Source organism: Mesorhizobium sp. YIM 152430, from assembly GCF_029210365.1.
GTDB lineage: Bacteria > Pseudomonadota > Alphaproteobacteria > Rhizobiales > Rhizobiaceae > Aliihoeflea.
Window position 1 is genome coordinate 1 of record NZ_JARGES010000043.1, and the last position, 23,267, is coordinate 23,267.

Consider the following 23,267-nt stretch of genomic DNA (forward strand, 5'->3'; position numbering starts at 1 on the left):
CCTCCCTCCCCCTTGTGGGGAGGGATAAAGGGTGGGGGTCAATTCAGGAAAAACGACTCCGCGACCGACACAGGGACAACGTCCAGATGCGCCGAAATCCGTAACCTACCGCCCCATCTGGTCCAGCTTGCGCTGCATCGCGGCGATCTGTTCCTTCAGTTCGGAAAGGTCATCGCCCTTGGCCGGCTCCGGCGCGTCCTCGCGCGCCGCCTCGCCGCCAGCCCCCGCCATCGGAAACGGCGTGAACATGCGCATCGCGTTCTGGAACATCTCGGCATTGCGCCGCGCCTGTTCCTCCATCGCCTTCAGCGGCGCGGCGGCCATCGGCATCATGCCGATCGGCGATTTGCCGACAGCGTCCTTCATCTGCTGGCGAAAGCGCTCCTGCTCCTTGGCGAAGGCCACCATCGACTGTTCGAGAAAGCTCGGCACCACCATCTGCATCTGGTCGCCGTAAAAGGCGATGAGTTGGCGCAGGAACGGGATCGGCAGCATGTTCTGGCCGTCGCGGTTTTCCAGTTCGAAGATGATCTGCGTCAGCACCGAATGGGTGATGTCGTCGCCGGACTTGGCGTCCTGCACGGTGAAGTCCTCGCCGCGCTTGACCATTTCGGCCAGGTCCTCGAGCGTCACGTAAGTGCTCGTGCCCGTATTGTAGAGACGGCGGTTGGCGTATTTCTTGATGGCCACCGGATCGTTCTTTGCGGGCATTTAGCTGGCTCCCAGTGAATTAACCGACTGTTTCCGCTCGGCAAGCGTCGAGGATATGCGCAAAAGGCGGGCAATTGAAAGCCCTTTGTGCAGCGCACGAAGGCGCATCCCCGGTTTGACTTGGGCGCGCCGAAACGGCAAGAAATGGGTCAAAGCGCTTTTCGCGCGTCCCTCACTGACCCGGAGTAACCCGACATGTCCGAGATGAATTCGATCGTCGTCGCGAGCGCCGCGCGCACGCCCGTCGGCTCGTTCAACGGCGCTTTCGCCAACACGCCTGCCCACGAACTCGGCGCCGTCGCCATCAAGGCGGCGCTCGAACGCGCCGGCGTCGACCCGAAGGATGTCGACGAGGTCATTATGGGCCAGATCCTCCAGGCCGCGCAGGGCCAGAACCCCGCCCGCCAGGCGGCCATGGCCGCCGGCATCCCGCAGGAGGCCACCGCCTGGTCGATGAACCAACTCTGCGGTTCGGGCCTGCGCGCAGTCGCGCTCGGAATGCAGCAGATCGCGACTGGCGATGCCGACATCATCGTCGCCGGCGGCCAGGAATCCATGTCCATGGCGCCCCACGCCGCCTATCTGCGCTCTGGCCAGAAGATGGGCGATTTCAAGATGATCGACACCATGATCAAGGACGGGCTGTGGGACGCCTTCCACGGCTATCACATGGGCAACACCGCCGAGAACGTCGCCCGCCAGTGGCAGCTCTCGCGCGACGAGCAGGACCAGTTCGCCGTCGCCTCGCAGAACAAGGCCGAGGCCGCGCAGAAGGCCGGAAAGTTCAAGGACGAGATCGTTCCGGTCACGATCAAGGGCCGCAAGGGCGACTCGATCGTCGAGGACGACGAATATATCCGCCACGGCGCGACGCTCGACGCCATGCAGAAGCTCAAACCCGCCTTCGACAAGGAAGGCACGGTCACCGCCGCCAATGCGTCCGGCATCAATGACGGCGCCGCCGCCGTCGTGCTGATGAGCGAGGCGGAGGCCAGGCGCCGCGGCATCGCCCCGATGGCCCGCATCGTCTCCTGGGCGACCGCCGGCGTTGACCCGCAGATCATGGGCACCGGCCCGATCCCGGCCTCCCGCAAGGCGCTCGAAAAGGCCGGCTGGTCGGTTTCCGACCTCGATCTCGTCGAGGCCAACGAAGCCTTCGCCGCGCAGGCATGTGCGGTGAACAAGGACATGGGCTGGAACCCGGACATCGTGAACGTCAATGGCGGCGCCATCGCCATCGGCCATCCGATCGGCGCTTCGGGCGCCCGCGTCTTCAACACGCTGCTGTTCGAGATGAAGCGCCGCGGCGCGCAAAAGGGCCTCGCGACGCTGTGCATCGGCGGCGGCATGGGCGTCGCCATGTGCGTGGAAGCCATCGGGTGAATGGGAAAATGGTGAATGAAGGGCGTCAACTCCCTTTCAGGCCATTCACCATTCACTATTCACCATTCACCAACAGGGAGGACAAACATGACCCGAACAGCACTCGTCACCGGCGGCTCGCGCGGCATCGGAGCGGCGATTTCCGTCGCGCTCACCAATGCCGGCTACAAGGTCGCCGCGACCTATGCCGGCAATGACGAGAAGGCCGAGGCTTTCAAAAAAGAAACCGGCATTCCCGTCTTCAAATGGGACGTGTCGAGCTATGATGCCTGCAAGGCCGGCATCGAAAAGGTCGAGGCCGAGATCGGGCCGATCGACGTGCTCGTCAACAATGCCGGCATCACGCGCGACGCCATGTTCCACAAGATGACGCCCGACATGTGGAACGAGGTCATCAATACCAACCTGACTGGCCTGTTCAACATGACGCATCCGGTCTGGACGGGGATGCGCGAGAGGAAGTTCGGCCGCGTGATCAACATCTCGTCGATCAACGGCCAGAAGGGGCAGATGGGCCAGGCCAACTACTCCGCCGCCAAGGCCGGCGATCTCGGCTTTACCAAGGCGCTCGCCCAGGAAGGCGCCAAGGCCGGGATCACCGTCAACGCCATCTGCCCCGGCTATATCGGCACCGACATGGTGATGGCCGTGCCGGAAAAGGTGCGCGAGAGCATCATCGCGCAGATCCCCGTCGGTCGCCTCGGTGAGCCCGGCGAGATCGCCCGCTGCGTCGTCTTCCTCGCCTCCGACGAAGCCGGCTTCATCACCGGCTCGACCATCTCGGCCAATGGCGGCCAGTTTTTCGTCTGAACCTGCCTCCCCCGCATCGGCGGCGCCCGCGCGGCGCCGCCTTTTCTGTTAGCATCCGGTGCACGGCCTGTGGACACGCGGTGGACAAACTTCCCAAACGTAACCCTGAAAAACCGACCTAACGGAACAGACCGTGAACCCTCCGAGTCAGCGATTCGGTCCCGGTTCGTTCAGGACTCGTTCCGGTTGCGCCACATGTTCAACGGCGTGAGAAGCGCGCGTACTGGAAGTGCTGCACCGTTCCGCCGGGCGTCTCGTGCGCATGGTCGCGTGTTTCTTCCAGCCTGAACTCCGCCCCGAATTCCCCGGCGAGGGATTCCGCGTCGTGGCGCAGCACTGCAAGCCCGCTGCAACGTTCGGGGCCGTCCGGCGCGAATGTCGCGATGACGACATGGGCGTCCGTCGTCAGCGCCTGCCGCATCGCATTCACATAGGCGCGGCGGTCGGCGGCCTCCGTCAGGAAATGAAACACCGCCCGGTCATGCCACAACCGCCACTGTTTCGCCGGCTTCCATTGGGTGATGTCGGCCACGATCCAGTCGACCTTCGACGCCGCCGCGCCGATCCGCGCCTTTGCGACGTCGAGCGCTTTCGCCGATATGTCGAGGACCGCCAGATCCGTATGTCCAAGCGCGAGCAGCCGGTCGAGGAGACGCGACTCGCCGCCGCCGACATCGATGATCGGCGCATCGGGCGGCAGTTCGGCCGCCCGGATCAGGTCCAGCGAAATCCGGGGCTCGTCCTCGAACCAGCTCACCTCCGTTTCCGATTTCGTCCGATAGACCTTTTCCCAGTGATCGGCGCGCTCGCCATTCATGGCTGTCCCTCTTGGCCTCGGCCGAATGCCGCGATATTGCTGCAAAGTTGCGGGAAGAGGCGGATCGTTTGGCATCGGTCGTGCCTTGCACTATCTGACTCTCCAGCCGACGACCGGCATCATGAGTCATTGCCGTTGAAAGGTGAAGTCCCCCACCGATGAACATCCAGCCCCGCCCGTCGCAGCCCCTGATCCTGTCTGGCCGCGACGTGACCGCGATCCTCGGTCCGACCAATACCGGCAAGACCCATCTGGCGATCGAGCGCATGGTGGCGCACGAGACGGGCGTCATCGGCCTGCCGCTGCGCCTGCTTGCGCGCGAGGTCTATGCCCGCGTCTGCGAGAAGGTCGGCGAGAGGAAGGTCGCGCTCGTCACCGGCGAGGAGAAGATCGTTCCGCCCGGCGCGCGCTATTCGGTCTGCACGGTCGAGGCGATGCCGCGCGAGACCGACGCCGCCTTCGTCGCCATCGACGAGGTGCAACTCGCCGCCGACCTCGAGCGCGGCCACATCTTCACCGACCGCATCCTGCATCTGCGCGGCCGGCAGGAAACGCTCCTGCTCGGAGCCGCCACCATGCGCGGAATCCTGGAAAAGCTGTTGCGCGGCGTCTCGGTCGTCACCCGCCCGCGCATGTCGCATCTGGCCTATGCCGGCTCGAAGAAGCTGACCCGCCTGCCGCGCCGCACCGCCATCGTCGCCTTCTCGGCCGACGAGGTTTATGCCATCGCCGAGTTGATCCGCCGCCAGCGCGGCGGCGCCGCCGTCGTCCTGGGCGCGCTTTCGCCCCGCACGCGCAATGCGCAGGTCCAGCTCTACCAGTCCGGCGACGTCGACTACCTGATCGCAACCGACGCCATCGGCATGGGCCTCAACCTCGACGTCGACCACGTCGCCTTCGCCCAGAACCGCAAGTTCGACGGCTTCCAGTATCGCGAACTGACGCCGGCCGAGATGGGCCAGATCGCGGGGCGCGCCGGCCGCCATTTGCGCGACGGCACATTCGGCGTCACCGGCCAGGTCGATCCACTGCCCGACGAACTGGTGGAGCGCGTCGAGGCGCACAATTTCGACAGCGTGAAGGTGCTGCAATGGCGCAGCGCCGAGTTCGATTTCTCCTCGCTCGATGCGCTGAAGCGCTCCATCGACACGGTTCCCCCGGTCGAGGGACTGACACGCGCTTTGCCTGCGGTCGACGCCAAGGCGCTCGACATCCTCTCGCGCGACGAGCGCGTGCGCGATCTGGCGAACACGCCCAGGCGCGTCGCCATGCTGTGGGACGCCTGCGCCCTGCCGGATTACCGCCGCATCGCGCCCGCCCAGCACGCCGAGCTCATCGGCTCGATCTTCGTCGACCTCGCCACCAAGGGCCATGTCGATGCCGACTACATGGCCGAGCAGGTGCGCCGGGCGGATTCGACCGTCGGCGACATCGACGCGCTGTCGCACAGGATCGCCCAGATCCGCACCTGGACTTTCGTTTCGAACCGGCCGGGATGGCTTGCGGACCCGGTCCACTGGCAGGAAAAAACACGCGATATCGAGGACAGATTGTCCGATGCGCTCCACGAACGATTGACGAAACGCTTCGTAGACCGCAGGACATCCGTGCTGATGCGGCGCTTAAGAGAAAACAGTATGCTTGAAGCTGAAATCAATCCGACCGGCGAGGTTCTGGTCGAAGGCCATCATGTTGGCGAGTTGCAGGGCTTTCGCTTCACTGCCGACCAGAAGGCGGAGGGTGAGGACGCCAAGGCCGTGCGCACCGCCGCGCAAAAAGCGCTGGCGACCGAGTTCGAATCGCGCGCCGAGCGCTTTTCCGCATCGGCCAATGGCGATTTCGCGCTGACGGCCGATGGTCTCGTGCGCTGGGTCGGCGCGCCCGTCGCCACGCTGACGGCCGGCGATGATTCGCTGCGCCCGCGCGCGATTCTGCTCGCCGACGAGCAGTTGACCGGTCCCGCGCGCGACAAGGTCGCCGCCCGCATCGAGCGCTTCGTCAACTACCAGATCGAGACGGCCCTCAAGCCGCTCTTCGATCTCCAGGCGGCCGACCAGCTTACGGGCATGGCACGCGGCATCGCGTTTCGGCTCGTCGAGAATTTCGGCCTTCTGAACAGGCGCGATATTGCCGAAGATGTCCGCGCGCTCGACCAGGAGGCCCGCGCCGCGCTGCGCCGGCTCGGCGTGCGCTTCGGCGCCTTCCATGTCTTCGTGCCCGCGCTGCTCAAGCCCGGCCCGGCCGGCATCGTCACGCTCCTGTGGGCGCTGAAGAATGACGGCAAGGACAAGCCCGGCTTCGGCGACGTCGTCAACGCGCTCGCCTCCGGCCGCACCTCGGTCGTCGTCGACCCGGCGATCGACAAGGAATTCTACCGCCTCGCCGGCTACCGCAATCTCGGCCGCCGCGCCGTCCGCGTCGACATTCTCGAACGCCTCGCCGACCTGATCCGCCCCGCACTGGCATGGAAGGCCGGCAACGGCGCACGCCCCGAAGGCGCGTTCGACGGCAACGCTTTCCTCGTCACGCCGGCCATGATGTCGATCCTCGGCGCGACGTCCGAGGATATGGACGAGATCCTGAAGGGCCTCGGCTATCGCGGCGAAACGAAGCCGGAGACGGACGTCAAGGCGAAGCTCGACGCGCTCGATGCCGAGGCGCGCGCCAAGGCCGAAAAGGCTCCAGAGACGTCCGATGCGGCTGCGGCCGAAAGCGCTGAAGCCGTGTCGGAAGACGCGCAGCCGACGGACGAATCCGCTGCCGCGCCCGTCGCGGAGACCGTCGCTGAACCGGTGGCCGAAGCACCTGCCGAGCCCGCGGCGGAAGCGCCGGCAGACGCCGCCACCGAAACCGCCGCTGAGCCCGCAGCGGAAACGGCAGCGCAGGAGCCTGCCGCCGGCGAGGAGCCCGAGGAGACGCCGAAGATGATCACCATCTGGCGTCAGGGCCGCTTCGAAGGCCGTCCGCGCCGCGAGCAGGGCAACCGCAACGCGCGCGGCAACGACCGCAATCGCGGCGCTGCCCCGGCCGAGGGCGAGGCGCCCGGCGAAAAGCGCGCCTTCCGCGGCAAGCCGCGCGGCGACGGCCCGCAGCGCGGCCGCGACGAGAGGCAGCGCGGTGGAAAACCCGGCGGCAAGCCAGGTGGCAAGCGGGACGGCCAGAGAGACGCCAAGCCGTCCGGTGAGCGCCGCTGGGAAGCGCAGCCGCCGCGCGACGCCAGGCCGGCGAAGCTCGACCCGGATTCGCCCTTCGCCAAGCTCGCCGCGCTCAAGGAGCAGTTGAAGAAGTAGATGGAAGGGACCGCCCGCCAGCGGATCGACAAATGGCTGTTCTTCGCCCGCGTGGTGAAGTCCCGTTCGCTGGCGGCGAAGCTCGTCCAGGCCGGCAAGGTCCGACTGAACCGCGAGAAGATGGACCAGGCGGCGCAGGTCGTGAAGCCCGGCGACGTCCTCACCATTTCGCTCGACCGGCACATCCTCGTCCTGAAGATCCTGCTTCCCGGCACGCGGCGCGGCCCGTTCGAGGAGGCCCGCACGCTCTACGAGGACCTTTCTCCGCCGCCCGAGGCGAAGGCCGCCCAGCCTGCGCCCGTCGCCAAGCGCGATCCGGGGGCGGGCCGCCCGACCAAGCGCGAGCGCCGCGAGATCGACCGTTTCGAAGGCCGGGACTGAGCCGGAGAAATTCATTCCTTTCGGGCCGGCGCTGGCGCAACGCCCGACCCTTGTCAGGGCGACCCGAACTCGCTACGTGACCAGCCGACAGACATTGCAGCGCCTTTGGAAGGCCGGAGCCGGCACGTATGACCTACCTCGTCACCGACAATTGCATCAAGTGCAAGTATATGGACTGCATCGAGGTGTGCCCGGTCGACTGCTTCTACGAAGGCGACAACATGCTCGTCATCCATCCCGACGAGTGCATCGACTGCGGCGTCTGCGAGCCGGAATGCCCCGCCGAGGCGATCAAGCCGGACACCGAGCCGGGGCTCGAGAAATGGCTTGAAATCAACACCGAATACGCCCAGAAATGGCCGAACATCACGGCCAAGAAAGAGCCGCCGGCCGACGCCAAGGCGTTCGACGGCGAAGAGGGCAAGTTCGAGAAGTATTTCTCGCCCGAGCCCGGAACGGGCGATTAGGGCCTGAAATCCCGTCCGGCACGGGTGGCTGAGCCGCTTGCCTGGCGGGTCTGCGGCATCGCGCCGCAGCGATTGCGAATCACGCCGCGCCTTACCGGCGCTGGCGTTGCGCGCCTAGTGCAAATGGTTGATTCTGTCTACATTTTGTGTTACACAATCACGACATGCCGGTGACAAACGTCGATTCATTGCGCGAGCGCATCAATCACTGAAAGGTGGGACTCAATACGGACCAGGGTGATCTGGGCCGCGCTTCACCGTTCAGGTGGGTCTGGCTCTCTACCTTGGCGCCGATGTCCGCCTTTATTGTCCCGACACCATGCTGGCCGGTTCGACCCGGCCGTTTCCGGATGACTGGCCCTTTCAGAGGCCGGTATCGCAACAGGGAGTATCGGGCGTATGGCAACCCAGCAGAAGAAATCCGCGGCACGTAATGGTTTCAAGACCGGCGAGTTCATCGTCTACCCCGCCCATGGCGTGGGCCAGATCGCGACGATCGAGGAACAGGAAGTCGCGGGCCACAAGCTGGAACTCTTCGTCATCGACTTCCAGAAGGACAAGATGCGCCTCAAGGTGCCGGTCGCCAAGGCCGTGTCCATCGGAATGCGCAAGTTGTCGGAAACCGATTACGTCGACCGTGCGCTCAAGGTCGTCCAGGGCCGCGCCCGCGTGAAGCGGACCATGTGGTCGCGCCGCGCGCAGGAATATGACGCGAAGATCAATTCGGGCGACCTGATTTCGATCTCCGAAGTCGTGCGCGACCTCTACCGCGCCGAGAACCAGCCGGAACAGTCCTATTCCGAGCGCCAGCTCTACGAAGCGGCTCTCGACCGCATGGCCCGCGAGATCGCCGCCGTCAACCGCGTCTCCGACACGGAAGCGGTGCGCCTGATCGAGGTCAATTTGAACAAGGGTCCCAAGCGCGGCGCCAAGGCCGACAATGAAGAGACCGAGACCGAGCAGGAAGAAGCCGCATAAGGCCGACGCTTCACCGCATCCGACAAGGACCCGGCCCCGCGCCGGGTCTTTTCGTTTGGAGTGGCCTGACTGGCGCGATCACGCGCGCTTGACCGCGCGCCATGGAACCGCCGAGCACGCGTCGCGTTGGAGACATGCGCGCATCAGCGATCGCGCGCTGCGTCAATACCGGACGGCAGGCAGGCAGACGTCATTCTGCGCGATGATCCGAAATCTGGTGCGGACCGTAAGAAAGACAAGACACGTCGCTGCAATATCGGGAGCGTTCAGGCCATGGAAAGCAACTCGAGAAGTTCGATGATCCGGGCGGCCATGAAGGCTCCCTACCTCGCGCGCGAGGAAGAACTGGAACTGGCGATCCAGTGGAAGGAGAACCGCGACCAGAACGCGCTCCACAAGATCACCACCGCCCATATGCGGCTCGTCATCTCGATGGCCTCCAAATTCCGCCATTTCGGCCTGTCGATGAGCGATCTGATCCAGGAGGGCCATGTCGGCCTGCTGGAAGCAGCAGCCCGCTTCGAACCGGACCGAGAGGTTCGGTTCTCGACCTATGCGACATGGTGGATCAGGGCCTCGATGCAGGACTACATCCTGCGGAACTGGTCGATCGTGCGCGGCGGCACGTCGTCGGCGCAAAAGGCGCTTTTCTTCAATCTGCGCCGCCTGCGCGCCAAGCTCCAGAGCGGCCCCGAGAACCTCTCCAACGCCGATCTCTATCGCCAGGTTTCCGCCGCGCTCGGGGTCAACGAGGCAGATGTCGCGACCATGGATGCGCGCCTGTCCGGTCCCGACACCTCGCTCAACGCGCCCGTCATGGACGATTCGCCCGGCGGCACGGACCGCATGGCCTTCCTCGTCTCCGACGCGCCGCTGCCCGACGAGGTGGTGACCGAGACGATCGACACGGAGCGCCGCAGCCAGTGGCTGTCGGGCGCATTGAGCGCCCTCAATCCGCGTGAGTTGAAGATCATTCGCGAGCGCCGCCTGCGTGAGGACGGCGCGACGCTGGAATCGCTTGGCGAGCGGCTCGGCATTTCCAAGGAGCGCGTCCGTCAGATCGAAAGCCGCGCGATCGAAAAGCTGCGCACGGCCCTCGTCAACGGCAATCCGCACATGGCCGCCAGCGCCTGACGAATTTCCCGATCTAACGGTCGGAAACGATCTTCACCCGGTCTCCGACCGAAAGGCTGGCGCCCGGGCCCAGGCCGTTGAGCAACTGGAACAGTTCCAGCGGCCGGTTCGTCCCGACCATCCGTCCGGCCATCGAGGCGACGTTGTCGCCCGCGCCGACCTGCACCACGCGAATGCGCAGCGGCCTGATTTGCGCCTTTTCCGCATCCGACAGCGTGCGGAAGCTCGCTGCGACCGAACCGGCAACGTTCTTCAGATTGTTGCTGGAAAGCGGCGCGGCGGTCAGGAGCCGGTAGACCTGCCGTCCCGAGCGGATCAGCGTCACGTCGAACTGCCAGCCCTCGGCCTGCGCCTGCGCGTTGACAGCTTCGTTGCCGTTGATCGTCGTCTGCCGCACCGAGGCCGGATCGAGCCCGGCCACCCAGCCCGACTGCACATAGGCGGTCAGCGACTGGCGCGGCTCGACCGTCACGCCGTCGAAGCGCACGGCCATGTCGCCCGGCCCCGCCGCGGTGACGGCGGCGGCCGAATTGTCGATCACGAAGCCCTGCGGCACCTCGAACGAGATGCCGAGGATCGGATGGACGAAGGACGTGCCGCGCACGAAACCCTCTTCCGGCGTATCGCCGAACAGCATCCCGTCAATGCCGTCGAGGAATGAATTGCGTTCGCGATTGCCCACGCCCGGCATCCCGAACTGGCGGGCATGGCGCGTGGCAAGATCGATGCGCTGCGGCGGGTTGGGGTGGCTGGCGAGGAAATCGAGGCTGCGGTTGGCCGAGGATTCGACTGTACGCGATTCCGCATAGGCCGCCATCGACTGGAGGAAGCGCGAGGCCGCATAGGGGTCGTATCCCGCCCGTCCGATCGACCTGATGCCGATCGCGTCTGCTTCCAGTTCCTGGTTGCGCGAGAACTGCGCCAGCCGCAGCTTGCCGCGGATCAGCGCCACCTGCCCGCCCGTGTCGCCGCCGCCCAGCACATCGGAGACGACGCGCGCGGCGAGCACCTCCTCGGCTTCCTTCTGCTGGCGCTGGATGCCGTGATTGGCCGTCACATGCGCCATTTCATGCGCGACGACGGCCGCCACTTCGGCCGAATCGTTGGCGAGCGCGAGCAGCCCGCGCGTGAGGTACAGGAACCCGCCCGGCAGCGCGAAGGCGTTGATGTTGGGCGAGTTGAGGATGGTAATCTGGTAGGTCTGGTTCGGATTGTCCGGGTCGAGCGTCAGCGAGCCGACGATGCGCGCGATCGACCGCTCCAGCTTCGGGTCCGAATATTCGCCGCCATAGGTGGCGAGGATGCGCGGATGCTGCTCGCGCGCGATCGCCGCCATGCGGTCGTCGCGCGTCACGCTGTCCACGGTCACCGGATTGGCGGAGGGCCGGAAGGCGTCCTCGCTGAGCGAAGCGGCATCGAATGCCTGGCAGGAGGTCAGCGCCGTCGCCAGGGCAAGCGCGATCGCCAGCCGGCCGAGATTTTTCGGCCCGGCCTTCATGCCGAAATCAGGTTCGATCGCTCGTGCGGCCAGTTCGGCCTCCCCACTTTTGGACGGGACTCGGCGCAGACGGTTGCGGGATGCCCGCGCAGACAACAGAATCCTTGAGGAAAGACAAGTCCCCTTCAGCCTGACTGCTCTGTGCCTCGCGAATGTGGTGACATGCGGGCGTTTTGCCGTCAAAGCGTGGGCAAGCGCCCCGCATAATCGGTGAAAACGCCCGGCGCACCCGGTTCGAAGAAGATCGCGGCCGGCCCGTCCGCCGCGACCGCGCCGTCGACGAGGAAGATGATTCGGCCGGCAAGCGCCCGCGCATCCTCCGGCTGGTGGGTGACGAAGACGATCGTCATGCCGGTCTTGGCGGCAAGGCTGCGCACCAGTTCCACCATCTCGCCGCGCAAGGCCGGACCGAGCGAGGCGAAGGGCTCGTCGAGCAGCAGCAGCGGGCGCTGGCGCACCAGCGCGCGGGCGATCGCGACGCGCTGCCGCTCGCCGCCCGAAAGCTCCGGCGGCAGCCGCGCCTCCTTGCCGGCAAGCCCGACATCGCCCAGCGCTTCGGCAATGTTCGCCCGGTCCTGTCCCGAAAGCTTCAGGCCCGGCGAGCGCCCCAGCCCGACATTTTGCGCGACGGTGAGGTGATGGAAGAGATTGCTTTCCTGAAACACCATTGAGACCGGCCGCTTCGCCGGATCGAGCCCCGTCACGTCCGCGTCGTCGATCAGGACGCGGCCCTCCTGCGGTTCCTCGAAACCGGCGACGAGATGCAGCAGCGTCGACTTTCCCGAACCACTCGCCCCCAGAAGCGCGACGACGCTGCCGGCCGCGATGTCGAGATCGAAGCACATCTCGCTCCCGCCCGGATAGGCGAACCGCACCTGATCGAGTTGAAGTCGCGCGCCCGTCATGTCCGCCTTCGCCCGAACCATTCGGCCGCCAGCATCAGCATCAGCGTCAAAACCGCAAGCATCAGCGCGATCCCTGCCGCATCCGCCGTTCGATAACTGCCCATCCGCGCCAGCAGCAGATAGGGCAATGTCTGCACCGCATCCGAACCGAACAGGGCGATGACGCCGAGATCGCCGAGCGACAGCGCCATGGCAAACGCGAAGGCGGTGCCGAGCGGCCGGCGCATCAGCGGCCAGTCGACGAGCCGCAGCCTTGCCCACCCGCCAAGCCCGAGCGATGCCGACAGCCGGTCGTAGCGTGCCGTCGCCGCATCATATGCCGGGCGAATGACCCGCAGCGCGAAGGGCAATGCCATCACCGCGTTGACAGAAACCACCATCGGCGCGGCCAGCGCGAGCACGTTGCCCGACTGCCGCAGCAGGATGAACCAGCCGGCCCCGACCACGATGGGCGGCACGACGAGAACGAAGCCGGCACCCGTATCCATCGCCCGTTCAAGAAAGCCGGCCGGCCGGCCCCGCCGCGCGGCTTCCAGAAGCTGCCGCGTTCGCACCAGCGAAACGGCGAGAAGGAGCGTTCCGCAGGCGGCGAGCGCGGAAAGCTGGAGGCTGGTCATCGCCGCCGCGTGTACGGCCGGATCGCCCGCGAGCCGCGCAAGGTCCGCGCGCAGCCCTGAAATGACGATCGCCGCCATCGGCGCCGCGACGAACAAAAAGGCGAGCCCGATCGGAATGCCGTCCGCGATCCGCCCTGCCCAGCCGCGCGGCTCCGGCCGCCGCGCCGCCATGCCGATCGTGGCATCGGCCGCAAGGTCGCCGCCCGCCCTGCGCAGCGCCAGCACCGCGGCAAGCGTCAGAACCACCTGCACCGCCACCAGCGCCACCGCCCGCGCCGGGTCGAAATCGAACCGCAGCGCCTGGTAGATCGCAACCTCCAGCGTCGTCGCGCGCGGCCCGCCGCCGAGGATCAGGACGATGGTGAACGACGTGACGCACAGCATGAAGACCAGTCCCGCCACGCCCGCAAGGCTCGCGCGCAGCACCGGCCATTCGACGAAGCGGAACGTCGCCAACGGCCCGAACCCAAGCTGGCTCGCCAGCCGCCAGCGGTCGTTTGGCACGGTGTCGAGCGCCTGAAGGAAAAGCCGCGTCGCCAGTGGCAGGTTGAAGAAGGCGTGTGCGACGAGGATGCCTGAAAGCCCGTAGATCCCCGGCCACCGCGCACCCGTCAGCGCAGTGAGCGGTTCGGCCAGCAACCCCGCCCGGCCCAGCAGCGCCAGAACGCCGAGCGCCACGACGATTGCCGGCAGCGCGAGCGGCACGGCAAACAGCGCCAGCACGATCCGTCGTCCGAAGAAATGCGGCCGTCGTGCCAAGGCGCGCGCGACGAGAATTGCAGGAACGATGGAGACCAGCGTCGACAGCGCGGCCTGCCACAGCGTGAACCGCGCGACGCGCAGGAGATAGGTGTCGAACGCGCCGGTCGCGCCGGAAATATCCCGTCCGGCCTCGACGACGAGCCCGACGAACGCCCCGCCGACGAGGATGGCTATGGCGGCAAGGGCGAGGATGCCGGGCATCATGGTTCCCGACCGACGCTTCATGCCCAAGCCCGGCAGCGCAACCGCTTCAAACCCCCATCACCTGCTCATCACCCCCAACCACTCATCCACCCACGCACTCCGATTGGCCGCAATCTCCGCCGCCGGCAATTGCAGCGCATCTTCCGGCGCCACGGCATCCTCGAACACCGGATTGAGCGGCTCCGACGTCGGTCCGGCCGGAAACATCCAGTTGTGCTCCGGGATCGCATCCTGGAACCCCGGCCCGGTCATGAACGTCAGGAATTGCGCCGTCAGCGGGTTCTCCGCGCCCTTCACCGTCGCCGCCGCCACTTCGACCTGAAGGTAATGCCCCTCTTCGAAGATCGCCGCCTGATAGCGGTCGGTGCGCTCGGCGATCTGGTGGTAGGCCGGCGAGGTCGTGTAGGAGAGCACCATCGGCGCCTCGCCGGAGGTGAAGAGCCCATAGGCTTCGCTCCAGCCGGGCGTCACGGTCAGCACCCGCGCCGACAATTTCTCCCACGCCGCCTCGGCCTCCTCGCCATAGACCGCCTTGATCCAGAGCAGAAGGCCGAGTCCCGGCGTCGAGGTGCGCGGGTCCTGGATGACGATCTTCTGCTCGGGGTCGCCGTCGACCAGTTCGGCAAGGCTCGCCGGCGGCGTGTCGATCGCCTCGCTATCGTAGACGAAGGCGAAATAGCCATAGTCGAACGGCACGAACATGTCGTCGGTCCACCCGCCCGGCACCGAGACGTTCTCCAGCGAAACGCCATGCGGCGCAAACAGTCCGCTCTCCCGCGCCTCATGCGTCAGGTTCGTGTCGAGCCCGAGCACGATGTCCGCCTCGGTTCCCTCGCCCTCGAGCTTCAGCCGGTTCAGAAGCGCCACGCCGTCGGCGGCGGAGACGAAATTGACGGTGCAGCCGCATTCGGCCTCGAAGGCCGTCTTGACCAGCGGCCCCGGCCCCCATTCGGCGGTGAAGCTCTCATAGGTGTAGACCGTCAGCGTCTCCTGCGCGGCAGCGGGCAGCGAGACCGCCATGGCAATGGCGAGAACGGAAAGGGATTTCATCATGCGCCTCCTTGTCAAACATGGGTTGAAGGACAGGCGCTTCGATCGGTGCGTCTAATCCCTCCGCCGGTACGAACCGGATCAGGTTCTGCGGGTTGGCATTCGCCTCTCAGCCGCGCGCGCGGCACCCCGTTAGAGTGCTTCAAGACATAGAATGCGGGTCGCCCGAGCGCAAGATGGGCGGTCCTGCCGCTAACCATTTCCCGCTTCGATCGCATTTCCCGATCATTCAATCGATTGGAGCACTTGGCGCGGCATTCCGTTTGTCGAACCCATCTGCTATGCGCCTTCCCGATCATTTCATCAGGAGAATTTGCAAGATGACGGAACGTCTCGAAGACATCGCGCTCGCCATGGTCGCAGACGGCAAGGGCATTCTGGCCGCCGACGAAAGCTCCGGCACGATCAAGAAGCGTTTCGACGCCATCAAGGTGGAATCGACCGAGGAGAACCGCCGCGACTATCGCGAGCTGATGTTCCGGGCGAACGACGCCATGAAGAACCACATCTCCGGCGTCATCCTCTATGACGAGACGATCCGGCAGAAGGCCGCCGACGGCACGCCGCTGGTCGACATCATCAAGGCCGCCGGCGCCGTGCCGGGCATCAAGGTCGACGCCGGCGCCAAGCCGCTCGCCGGCTTTCCGGGCGACACGATCACCGAGGGCCTCGACGGCCTGCGTGAGCGTCTGGCCGAATACTACAAGCTCGGCGCGCGCTTCGCCAAATGGCGCGCCGTGATCGACATCAACGAGGAGGAGAACGTCCCCTCCGCCACCGCCATCGACGCCAACTGCCACGCGCTCGCCCGCTACGCCGCGCTCTGCCAGGAAGCCGGCATCGTGCCGATCGTGGAGCCGGAAGTGCTGATGGACGGCGCGCACGACATCGACACCTGCTACGAGATCACCAAGGTCACGCTGTTGCAGCTCTACTCCGAACTCTACGCCGCCGACGTGAAGCTCGAAGGCACGATCTTGAAGCCGAACATGGTCATCCCCGGCAAGAAGTCCGGCACCAAGGCTTCGCCCGAACAGGTCGCCGAGATGACGCTGAAGGTCTTCCGCGAGACCGTCCCGGTGGCCGTTCCGGGCATCGCCTTCCTCTCGGGCGGCCAGTCCGACGAGGAAGCGACCGCCAACCTCAACGCCATGAACGCGGCCGGCCCGCTGCCCTGGAAGCTCACCTTCTCCTACGGCCGCGCCCTCCAGGCCGCCCCGCAAAAGGCATGGGCCGGCAAGACCGAGAACGTCGCTGCCGCCCAGAAAGCCTTCGCCCACCGCGCCCGCATGAACGGCCTCGCCGCCCAGGGCAAGTGGTCGGCCGCGCTCGAAAAGCAGGGCTGATCACCGACGCCTGTCCAGCCTGGGTTCCTCTCCCCTTTCGAGGGGGAGAGGTGGCCCGTAGGCCCGGAGTGGGGATGGCTGCGCGGCGGCGGACAAAGTGCCGCTTTTTCTTTGGCCGTCCGCGCGGCTATACCTGCACCCATGCCCAGCCTTCTCCCCCTCCTCACCTGGCTCGCCTTCCCCGTCTATGTCTGGCAGGGCCTGACCGTGCGCCGCCGCATCGTGCGCATGTTGCCGGCCGAAGGTCCGGTCATCCACCGCATCGAGGGCGCGGGCGAACCGATCAACCTTCTCGTGCTGGGCGATTCCTCCGCCGCCTCGGTCGGCGTCGAATCGTCGGAGCGCGGCCTTGCTGCCCGCATCGCCCACCGCGCGCACGAGGCGACCGGGCGCCCGGTCGTCTGGCGCGCCGCCGGCTTCAATTCCGCCACCGCCGGCCGCCTGCGCGACCATGTCGTGCCCAACATGGACCCCGGCCACTGGACGCATCTGGTGCTGACCGTCGGCTCCAACGATGCCAAGAACTTCCACACCGGCGCCCGCTTCAACCGCGAATTCGGCACGCTGCTCTATGCGCTCCGGGCCAAATGGCCGGAGGCGCGCGTCGTCTGGTCGCCGGTGGTGGAAATGTCGCTGATGCCGGCCCTGCCCCCCGCGCTCGGCCGCATTCTCGAGATCCGCGCCGGGCTGATCAACTATTGGGGCCATCGCCTGTGCCTCGAGCGCGGCGCGGTCCCCGCCACCCGCCTGCCGATCGACGACCCCATCGCCGGCTTCTCGCTCGACGGCTTCCACGCGTCCGAAGCCGGCTACGACCGCTGGGCCGAGCACCTGCTGCCATTGCTCCTGGACACGCGCATCACTGAGGCCTGATCAGCACCGTCAGCATCATCACCGCGATCGCCGCCACGGCGATCTTCCAGAAGTCGCCGCGCTTCTTCAGCCCCGGCAGGCCGAGCGGCTTGATGACCTGCACCACCATGGCGGCGATGAACAGGAACGCCACCACTTTCGACTGCATCTTCACCCCCTGCGATTCGACGCCCATCCTATAGCAGCCCTTCCGACTTTTGCCGAACTGGACACGCCGCGCCCCGCCCGCTACCTCAAGGGCAGCAGGGGAGGAACCGCATGTCGCGTTATCATCAGGTCTACGAAAGCTGGAAATCCGACCCGGAAGCCTTCTGGCGCGACGCAGCTAACCTCGTCGACTGGACCCGCCCCCCGCAACAGATCTTCGACGCCGATGCCGGCATCTACGGCCGCTGGTTCCCCGACGCGACATGCAACACCTGCTGGAACGCCGTCGACCGCCACGTCGAGCGTGGCCGTGCCGACCAACTCGCGCTGATCCACGACAGCGCCATCACCGGCACGGTGCGCAAATTCACTTATGCCGAACTCAAGGCCGAGATCGTCGCCCTCGCCGCCGTCCTCTCCGATGCCGGCATCGGCAGGGGCGATCTGGTCGTCATCTACATGCCGATGGTCGCCGAGGCCGCCATCGCCATGCTCGCCTGCGCCCGCCTCGGCGCGGTTCATTCGGTGGTCTTCGGCGGCTTCGCCGCGCGCGAGCTCGCCACCCGCATCGACGATGCACGGCCGAAAGCCATCATCACCGCCTCCTGCGGCCTGGAGCCCGGCCGGACGATTCCCTACCAGCCCCTCTACGATGGCGCGATCGACATCGCGAAGCACAAGGTCGAGACCGTCATCGTCCTCCAGCGCGAGCAACAGGCAGCCGACCTCACCCCCGGCCGCGACATCGACTACGCGTCCGCCACCGCCAAGGCCAAGTCCGACGCCCGCGACATCCCCTGCGTCTCCGTCAACGCGACCGACCCGCTCTACGTCCTCTACACCTCCGGCACGACCGGCCAGCCCAAGGGCGTGGTGCGCGACAATGGCGGCCATCTGGTCGTGCTGGCCTGGTCGATGGAGAACGAGTTCGGCGTCAAGCCGGGCGAGGCGTTCTGGGCGGCATCGGATGTCGGCTGGGTCGTCGGCCATTCCTACATCGTCTACGCCCCGCTCATCCATGGCTGTACCTCGATCCTGTTCGAGGGCAAGCCCGTCGGCACGCCCGATGCGGGCACCTATTGGCGCGTGATTTCCGACCATGATGTCGTCGCGCTTTTCACCGCCCCCACGGCATTCCGCGCCATCAAGGGGCAGGACCCGAAGGGCGAATTCGTCAAAAAGTACGACCTCACCAATTTCCGAACCCTGTTCCTGGCCGGCGAGCGTGCCGATCCCGAAACGATCAAATGGGCGGAAAACCAGCTCCAGAAGCCCGTCATCGACCATTGGTGGCAGACGGAAACCGGCGCGCCGATCACGCAGAACCCGGTCGGCCTCGGCAGCCTGCCGGTCAAATACGGCTCGCCCGGCGTGCCCATGCCCGGCTGGCAGATGGAAATCCTCGACGATTCCGGCCACCCCGTCCCGCGCGGCACGCTCGGCAACGTGGTGGCGAAACTCCCCCTGCCGCCCGGCAGCCTGCCGACCCTCTGGCACGCCGACGAGCGCTTCAAAAGCGCATACCTCGCCGAGTTCCCCGGCTACTACAAGACGGCCGACGCCGGCATCATCGACGAGGACGGCTACCTCTTCATCATGTCCCGCACCGACGACATCATCAACGTCGCCGGCCACCGCCTGTCAACCGGCGCGATGGAGGAGGTCCTCTCCGAACATCCCGACGTCGCCGAATGCGCCGTCATCGGCATGGCCGACCCGATGAAGGGCCAGGTCCCCTGCGGCTTCGTGGTCCTCAACGCCGGCGTCGACCGCCCGGCCGCCGACATCGAACGCGAAATCATCGCCCTCGTCCGCAACCGCATCGGCGCCATAGCCGCCCTCAAGACCGTCGTCCCGGTCAAGCGCCTGCCGAAGACGCGCTCGGGGAAGATCTTGCGGGCCACGATGCAGAAGATCGCCGACAGGGAGGAGTGGACGATGCCGGCGACGATTGATGATCCGGCGATCTTGGAGGAGGTGGAGGTGGCGTTGCGGGGAAGGGGGATTCGTCCACTTCGTTGAAGCCTATTCCTTCCGAAATTCAGGGACCTATATACGTGTGTGACCTAGCGGCTAGCCGCCTCCTTTTAGCCTCGTGAGTGCCGCGCCAATCGCCGCCGCGTGTTGTGGCCAGCGCATTTTGGCCTGGTCGGCTGACATCGTTTGGTTCCGCTCTTCCAGCCCTCTTCGGCTAGCAGTCCAACTCGTGTTCTCGGTGTGGTATGTGACCGTGCCATCATCGTTGACGTCGATCCACTTTTCGGTGTTCCCGCTCTCGAAGTGATAAATCGTTATGGACACGGCTGCTCCATCCCTAGTGGTTCTCGGCTCCGACTTCTTCGCCCGTAGCGGCAGTCGAAGTGTTCTCCGGCGAGCCGGCTTTGCGCGCCAGACGCTTCCTCTGGCGCTTCACAAAATCTTCGATGGCCTCCAACAGATAGTCATCCAGATCACCGCTAGCGACGAGCTTTAGATACTGCCCCGGCGCACCCTCTTCACAATAGACAGTTCTCTCCTGCTCATTCGCTTCGGCGTCGATCATCAAGAGATTTGGCGGCACTCTGCGACTAGGCGGCGCTTCGCCCGCCGACATCGGCTGCATGTGATCCATCACCCCGTATCCTTTCTCTCTTTGGTCCGGTGGCGATGATTCTAAGGCACTCGGAAAGGGGCTGTCATAACTTTCGTAAGCGTTTTCTTGCTGTAGAAACTGGCAAGTCTCCGAATAGGCCCGCGAGGCCGGCTGAATCGCGACCTCCTGAAAGCCCATCCGGGACAAAGCGTTCTTCAAGGCGGCGTCGGAAAAGTGCCCATCCGGGAATCTTTCCCGCAGAATTGCAAAAAGTTGTGGATTGAACGCAGCAGTCTGGAGAGCTTCAGCCCTTGAAGCCTCGTTTTCCGGCCGCAGAATATCAACGGCCAACTGACTAATCCTCACCTCCCCTTTTCCGGCCTTGTCGAGTAGTCCGTAATGAGCAAGATTAGCAATCGTCTTGTCAGATGCACCGCTAGAACCGCCATATCCCATTGATTTTGCAGCAGCTTCTCGGTCAATCGCGTTCGTCCTATTTTGCGAATAAATCTTCTCGGCTTGCATAAGCGCAACTTGAAGCGGCGCGCTAGGGTAGCCAGGGCTGCGTTGACGGCTCATTTGTTCGCTCTCCGTTTCGGATTGAGCGACTATACGCCTGCGGAGAAAATAAGCAAGAAACGTTAGAGCTAGCGAGCAAGTGTAAAAAGGCTTGTCGAGATCGACCGGGGCGGCTATATAGATTCTCGCGTTGCCTGGTAACGCAAACGGCCCGAGCTGCGAACTCGGGCCGTCTTGAGGTGCCAGCGTCTCTCGGGCCTGTGATTGTGCCAATCCGAGAGCGAAGGCTAAACTATGTGCGTGGAGTTTCTATATAGTTATTCGCATGAGAACGCAAGCGGCACGCCCTAACCAGGAGTGCCCAAATGGGACTGCGCTCACGCGTATGTCACTTGGTGCGCGCCTATATTCGCATACGGTTCGGCCGGATCGAGTATGTGCGAGCCCACAGCCGCTGCTGCGGCTAAGCCTTAAGTAGGCTTTGTCCTGCTTGACGGCGTAGCCTTCCGGCGGGTCTTGGCCGCCGGGGCCGTCTCTGGTCCCGGCGGCTTCTTCTCTTTAGCGCGCTCCATCAGATCCTTGACCTCTTTCGGGTCGGTTGTCCCGAATCACTCTAGGGCTTCGCCAAAATCTATGGCGAGATAGAGTGCTTTTCGTATTTCTTGCCGGTCATGCGATCAGCGCCTTGTATGTGAGCCGGCCATCGACGCGCCCGAAGAATGCGGTCGCCGTCCTGCACGTCTCGGCGATTGTAGCGCCATGTCATCTCGGAAAGGTAATTGCCGAGATGCTTGTCGGAAATCCAGTGGTGAATGCCGTAAATCTGACGCTTGATGTGCGGCCGCCGTGGCCTTCATACCGAGTCAACATCCAATCGCAAACGTGGAAATCTTTTTAGGATGTAGCTAGATTGGAGTTTGTCATGTCCACCGACACCGTAGTCCGCGCACGCATCGACAGCGCAACCAAAGATCAGGCCACCGAAGCCTTGGCGGCCATGGGCCTGTCCGTCTCCGACGCCATTCGCCTGCTTCTCGTCCGCGTCGCCGCCGACAAGGCGTTCCCGTTTGCGGTCAAAGTCCCCAACGCCACAACGCGAAAGGCGATGACGGAACTGGAACAGGGCAAGAGCAAACTGCACGCCTCAGCCGACGAGCTTTTCGACGATCTCAAGATTTGAACTTGGAACACTCACGCTGAGCGTGACGGGTCAGGCGAAGCCTGGATTCCTGTGACAAGCACAGGAATGACGGAGGCAAGGGCGGTGCCAGTCTCCGTCGTTCGCGATTTGCGGACACGTCCATGAAGGTCGTCATTCCTGTGCTTGGCACAGGAATCCAGGCCTCGGTCTGTCCATTCGCGCAACGTTGCAACTTATTCGATGAAGTCCGCAGATACTGAACCGTCGCCGCCCCCTCCGCCTCGCGGTGCTCGGCACCTCCCCCGCTTCGCAGGGGAGGACCCTCTAGGTCGAGGACGGCCGCTACCCTAATCCTCCCCTGCGAAGCGGGGGAGGGGGACCGCCGAAGGCGGTGGAGGGGGCGCCTGGCAAACCCATATCCACAAATCTTATCCCCCTTCCCAAAACCTCCCCTACAATCCGTCCCATCGCTCTGACGGGAACCGGTCCGGACCGGGATTTGGCAGGGCGGCGGTGGCCTCCCCTGTGGCGTGGTAAACCACAGGCACGTGAGGGCGCGGGACAGGTCGGCGTGGGTGGCGGGCGATGCCTTCGGGGCAGAAGCGCAAAACCCATGCGGGAAAAGCCGCGGGCGCACCTTTTTCAAAGGCGCGTCTGTGACCGGCCGAAAGCGCGACAGACACCGGGCGACGGTCTGCGGATCGCGTTACAATTAGAAATCAGGAAGCGAGACGCAGACCGCCGCCTTCCCGATCTTCCTGTCCATGATCCGGCCGATGCGGCGCGGTGCCGAAGACGCGCGCGTGCTCGTGCCTTTTCCCCCTCGCCCCCACCCGCTATAACGCCCCGAACGAAAAAGGATGACGACATGGCACTGGACGGAAAGACGGCGATCGTGACGGGGGCGGCCGGCGGCATCGGCTATGCGATCGCGGAGCGCTTCCTGCGCGAGGGCGCCCGCGTGATGTTCGCCGACATCGATGTCGAGAAGGGCGAACGCGCCGAGGCCGATCTGCAAAAGCTCGGCGATGCGCGCTTCGTGAAGGCCGACGTGTCGAAGCGGCTCGACGTCCACAACATGGTCGCAGCCACCATCGACGCCTTCGGCGACATCGACGTCCTCGTCAACAATGCCGGCATCGTCCACGGCGCGGAGTTCCTGGAGATTTCCGAGGAGGATTTCGACCGCGTCCTCGCCGTCAATCTGAAAGGCTCGTTCCTGGCCGGGCAGGCCGTCGCCCGCTTCATGGTCGACAAGGTCAATGACGGCAAGCCGGCGGGCGCCATCGTCAACATGTCGTCGATCAACGCTGTCTTCGCGCTGCCCAACCAGGTGCCCTATTCGATCTCCAAGGGCGGCGTGATGCAGTTGACCAAGGTCATGGCGCTGGCGCTCGCGCCCTACGGCATCCGCGTCAACGCGATCGGGCCGGGCTCGATCATGACCGACATGCTGTCGGCCGTGAATGCCGACCCGGCGGCCAAGAACCGCATCCTGTCGCGCACGCCCATGGGTCGCATCGGCGAGCCGTCCGAAATCGCCTCCGTCGCCGCCTTCCTCGCCTCCGACGACGCCTCCTACATCACCGGCCAGACCATCTACGCCGATGGCGGGCGGTTGCCGCTGAATTATACGGTGCCGGTCAAATCCTCATGACAGGA

At 65.2% G+C, this 23,267-nt stretch carries 20 protein-coding genes and 1 riboswitch; of the genes, 12 read left to right on the forward strand and 8 right to left on the reverse strand.

The features are described from left to right. Nucleotides 1–105 precede the first annotated feature (105 nt). Nucleotides 106–711, reverse strand: a complete 606-nt coding sequence (gene phaR / locus PZ895_RS12155) for a polyhydroxyalkanoate synthesis repressor PhaR (RefSeq protein ID WP_275839260.1) — start codon at nucleotides 709–711, stop codon at nucleotides 106–108. Between the two features lie 195 nt (nucleotides 712–906). On the opposite strand from phaR, the gene PZ895_RS12160 reads away from it, so the two are divergent. Then, nucleotides 907–2,094, forward strand: a complete 1,188-nt coding sequence (locus PZ895_RS12160; RefSeq protein ID WP_275839261.1) for an acetyl-CoA C-acetyltransferase — start codon at nucleotides 907–909, stop codon at nucleotides 2,092–2,094. An 87-nt stretch (nucleotides 2,095–2,181) separates the two neighbouring features. Next, nucleotides 2,182–2,904 (forward strand): beta-ketoacyl-ACP reductase, encoded by a 723-nt coding sequence (locus PZ895_RS12165; RefSeq protein ID WP_275839262.1) that lies wholly within the window; start codon nucleotides 2,182–2,184, stop codon nucleotides 2,902–2,904. Nucleotides 2,905–3,103: 199 nt separating this feature from the next. Here the strand turns inward: PZ895_RS12165 and PZ895_RS12170 are convergent, their stop codons facing one another. Beyond that, nucleotides 3,104–3,721, reverse strand: a complete 618-nt coding sequence (locus PZ895_RS12170) for a class I SAM-dependent methyltransferase (protein WP_275839263.1) — start codon at nucleotides 3,719–3,721, stop codon at nucleotides 3,104–3,106. A 158-nt stretch (nucleotides 3,722–3,879) separates the two neighbouring features. On the opposite strand from PZ895_RS12170, the gene PZ895_RS12175 reads away from it, so the two are divergent. From PZ895_RS12175 to PZ895_RS12195, 5 genes are all read left to right on the forward strand, one after another. Then, entirely contained in the window at nucleotides 3,880–7,011 is a 3,132-nt protein-coding gene (locus tag PZ895_RS12175; RefSeq protein WP_275839264.1) for a helicase-related protein, read from the forward strand. After that, entirely contained in the window at nucleotides 7,012–7,392 is a 381-nt protein-coding gene (locus PZ895_RS12180; RefSeq protein ID WP_275839265.1) for an RNA-binding S4 domain-containing protein, read from the forward strand. A gap of 128 nt (nucleotides 7,393–7,520) precedes the next feature. After that, a complete protein-coding gene (fdxA, locus tag PZ895_RS12185) occupies nucleotides 7,521–7,859 on the forward strand; it encodes a ferredoxin FdxA (protein ID WP_275839266.1) in 339 nt (112 codons plus the stop codon). A 399-nt stretch (nucleotides 7,860–8,258) separates the two neighbouring features. Further along, a complete protein-coding gene (locus tag PZ895_RS12190) occupies nucleotides 8,259–8,837 on the forward strand; it encodes a CarD family transcriptional regulator (protein ID WP_024587270.1) in 579 nt (192 codons plus the stop codon). A 273-nt stretch (nucleotides 8,838–9,110) separates the two neighbouring features. Then, nucleotides 9,111–9,971, forward strand: a complete 861-nt coding sequence (locus tag PZ895_RS12195; RefSeq protein WP_275839267.1) for an RNA polymerase factor sigma-32 — start codon at nucleotides 9,111–9,113, stop codon at nucleotides 9,969–9,971. Between the two features lie 13 nt (nucleotides 9,972–9,984). Here PZ895_RS12195 and PZ895_RS12200 read toward each other — a convergent pair whose 3' ends face one another. The 4 genes from PZ895_RS12200 to thiB form a co-directional block, all read right to left on the reverse strand. Further along, the gene (locus PZ895_RS12200) at nucleotides 9,985–11,469 is read right to left on the reverse strand and encodes a M48 family metalloprotease (RefSeq protein ID WP_275839787.1); all 1,485 of its coding nucleotides are present in this window, start codon (nucleotides 11,467–11,469) and stop codon (nucleotides 9,985–9,987) included. A 179-nt stretch (nucleotides 11,470–11,648) separates the two neighbouring features. After that, nucleotides 11,649–12,374, reverse strand: a complete 726-nt coding sequence (gene thiQ / locus PZ895_RS12205; protein ID WP_275839268.1) for a thiamine ABC transporter ATP-binding protein — start codon at nucleotides 12,372–12,374, stop codon at nucleotides 11,649–11,651. Then, on the reverse strand, nucleotides 12,371–13,978 hold the full coding sequence (gene thiP, locus PZ895_RS12210; RefSeq protein ID WP_275839269.1) for a thiamine/thiamine pyrophosphate ABC transporter permease: 1,608 nt from the start codon (nucleotides 13,976–13,978) through the stop codon (nucleotides 12,371–12,373). The genes thiQ and thiP overlap by 4 nt, the downstream gene beginning before the upstream one ends. A gap of 36 nt (nucleotides 13,979–14,014) precedes the next feature. After that, the gene (gene thiB / locus PZ895_RS12215; RefSeq protein ID WP_275839270.1) at nucleotides 14,015–15,010 is read right to left on the reverse strand and encodes a thiamine ABC transporter substrate binding subunit; all 996 of its coding nucleotides are present in this window, start codon (nucleotides 15,008–15,010) and stop codon (nucleotides 14,015–14,017) included. A 38-nt stretch (nucleotides 15,011–15,048) separates the two neighbouring features. Further along, a riboswitch (TPP riboswitch) is annotated at nucleotides 15,049–15,149 on the reverse strand. A gap of 178 nt (nucleotides 15,150–15,327) precedes the next feature. On the opposite strand from thiB, the gene PZ895_RS12220 reads away from it, so the two are divergent. Then, entirely contained in the window at nucleotides 15,328–16,353 is a 1,026-nt protein-coding gene (locus PZ895_RS12220) for a class I fructose-bisphosphate aldolase (RefSeq protein WP_275839271.1), read from the forward strand. Nucleotides 16,354–16,494: 141 nt separating this feature from the next. Beyond that, nucleotides 16,495–17,226 (forward strand): SGNH/GDSL hydrolase family protein, encoded by a 732-nt coding sequence (locus PZ895_RS12225; protein WP_275839272.1) that lies wholly within the window; start codon nucleotides 16,495–16,497, stop codon nucleotides 17,224–17,226. Here the strand turns inward: PZ895_RS12225 and PZ895_RS12230 are convergent. Continuing rightward, nucleotides 17,213–17,401 (reverse strand): hypothetical protein, encoded by a 189-nt coding sequence (locus PZ895_RS12230; RefSeq protein ID WP_275839826.1) that lies wholly within the window; start codon nucleotides 17,399–17,401, stop codon nucleotides 17,213–17,215. The genes PZ895_RS12225 and PZ895_RS12230 overlap by 14 nt on opposite strands. A gap of 83 nt (nucleotides 17,402–17,484) precedes the next feature. Here PZ895_RS12230 and PZ895_RS12235 point away from each other — a divergent pair, with 83 nt between their 5' ends. Further along, the gene (locus PZ895_RS12235) at nucleotides 17,485–19,395 is read left to right on the forward strand and encodes a propionyl-CoA synthetase (protein ID WP_275839273.1); all 1,911 of its coding nucleotides are present in this window, start codon (nucleotides 17,485–17,487) and stop codon (nucleotides 19,393–19,395) included. Between the two features lie 292 nt (nucleotides 19,396–19,687). Here the strand turns inward: PZ895_RS12235 and PZ895_RS12240 are convergent, their stop codons facing one another. After that, entirely contained in the window at nucleotides 19,688–20,524 is an 837-nt protein-coding gene (locus PZ895_RS12240; protein WP_275839274.1) for a hypothetical protein, read from the reverse strand. A gap of 862 nt (nucleotides 20,525–21,386) precedes the next feature. Here PZ895_RS12240 and PZ895_RS12245 point away from each other — a divergent pair. Together PZ895_RS12245 and PZ895_RS12250 are read left to right on the forward strand one after the other, a co-directional pair. Then, nucleotides 21,387–21,644, forward strand: a complete 258-nt coding sequence (locus PZ895_RS12245; RefSeq protein WP_275839275.1) for a type II toxin-antitoxin system RelB/DinJ family antitoxin — start codon at nucleotides 21,387–21,389, stop codon at nucleotides 21,642–21,644. Nucleotides 21,645–22,473: 829 nt separating this feature from the next. Beyond that, nucleotides 22,474–23,262, forward strand: a complete 789-nt coding sequence (locus tag PZ895_RS12250) for an SDR family oxidoreductase (protein ID WP_275839276.1) — start codon at nucleotides 22,474–22,476, stop codon at nucleotides 23,260–23,262. Nucleotides 23,263–23,267: the final 5 nt, after the last annotated feature.

What these genes read in the sequence shown, in the direction of transcription:
- PZ895_RS12160 (WP_275839261.1), top strand. Translation starts at nt 907, where the DNA reads ATGTCCGAGATGAATTCGATCGTCGTCGCGAGCGCCGCGCGCACGCCC.
- PZ895_RS12175 (WP_275839264.1), top strand. Translation starts at nt 3,880, where the DNA reads ATGAACATCCAGCCCCGCCCGTCGCAGCCCCTGATCCTGTCTGGCCGC.
- PZ895_RS12250 (WP_275839276.1), top strand. Translation starts at nt 22,474, where the DNA reads ATGGCACTGGACGGAAAGACGGCGATCGTGACGGGGGCGGCCGGCGGC.
- PZ895_RS12180 (WP_275839265.1), top strand. Translation starts at nt 7,012, where the DNA reads ATGGAAGGGACCGCCCGCCAGCGGATCGACAAATGGCTGTTCTTCGCC.
- PZ895_RS12245 (WP_275839275.1), top strand. Translation starts at nt 21,387, where the DNA reads ATGTCCACCGACACCGTAGTCCGCGCACGCATCGACAGCGCAACCAAA.
- PZ895_RS12220 (WP_275839271.1), top strand. Translation starts at nt 15,328, where the DNA reads ATGACGGAACGTCTCGAAGACATCGCGCTCGCCATGGTCGCAGACGGC.
- PZ895_RS12170 (WP_275839263.1), bottom strand. Translation starts at nt 3,721, where the DNA reads ATGAATGGCGAGCGCGCCGATCACTGGGAAAAGGTCTATCGGACGAAA.
- PZ895_RS12165 (WP_275839262.1), top strand. Translation starts at nt 2,182, where the DNA reads ATGACCCGAACAGCACTCGTCACCGGCGGCTCGCGCGGCATCGGAGCG.
- PZ895_RS12195 (WP_275839267.1), top strand. Translation starts at nt 9,111, where the DNA reads ATGGAAAGCAACTCGAGAAGTTCGATGATCCGGGCGGCCATGAAGGCT.
- PZ895_RS12230 (WP_275839826.1), bottom strand. Translation starts at nt 17,401, where the DNA reads ATGGGCGTCGAATCGCAGGGGGTGAAGATGCAGTCGAAAGTGGTGGCG.
- PZ895_RS12190 (WP_024587270.1), top strand. Translation starts at nt 8,259, where the DNA reads ATGGCAACCCAGCAGAAGAAATCCGCGGCACGTAATGGTTTCAAGACC.
- PZ895_RS12240 (WP_275839274.1), bottom strand. Translation starts at nt 20,524, where the DNA reads ATGAGCCGTCAACGCAGCCCTGGCTACCCTAGCGCGCCGCTTCAAGTT.
- PZ895_RS12200 (WP_275839787.1), bottom strand. Translation starts at nt 11,469, where the DNA reads ATGAAGGCCGGGCCGAAAAATCTCGGCCGGCTGGCGATCGCGCTTGCC.
- thiQ (WP_275839268.1), bottom strand. Translation starts at nt 12,374, where the DNA reads ATGACGGGCGCGCGACTTCAACTCGATCAGGTGCGGTTCGCCTATCCG.
- thiB (WP_275839270.1), bottom strand. Translation starts at nt 15,010, where the DNA reads ATGATGAAATCCCTTTCCGTTCTCGCCATTGCCATGGCGGTCTCGCTG.
- PZ895_RS12235 (WP_275839273.1), top strand. Translation starts at nt 17,485, where the DNA reads ATGTCGCGTTATCATCAGGTCTACGAAAGCTGGAAATCCGACCCGGAA.
- phaR (WP_275839260.1), bottom strand. Translation starts at nt 711, where the DNA reads ATGCCCGCAAAGAACGATCCGGTGGCCATCAAGAAATACGCCAACCGC.
- fdxA (WP_275839266.1), top strand. Translation starts at nt 7,521, where the DNA reads ATGACCTACCTCGTCACCGACAATTGCATCAAGTGCAAGTATATGGAC.
- PZ895_RS12225 (WP_275839272.1), top strand. Translation starts at nt 16,495, where the DNA reads ATGCCCAGCCTTCTCCCCCTCCTCACCTGGCTCGCCTTCCCCGTCTAT.
- thiP (WP_275839269.1), bottom strand. Translation starts at nt 13,978, where the DNA reads ATGAAGCGTCGGTCGGGAACCATGATGCCCGGCATCCTCGCCCTTGCC.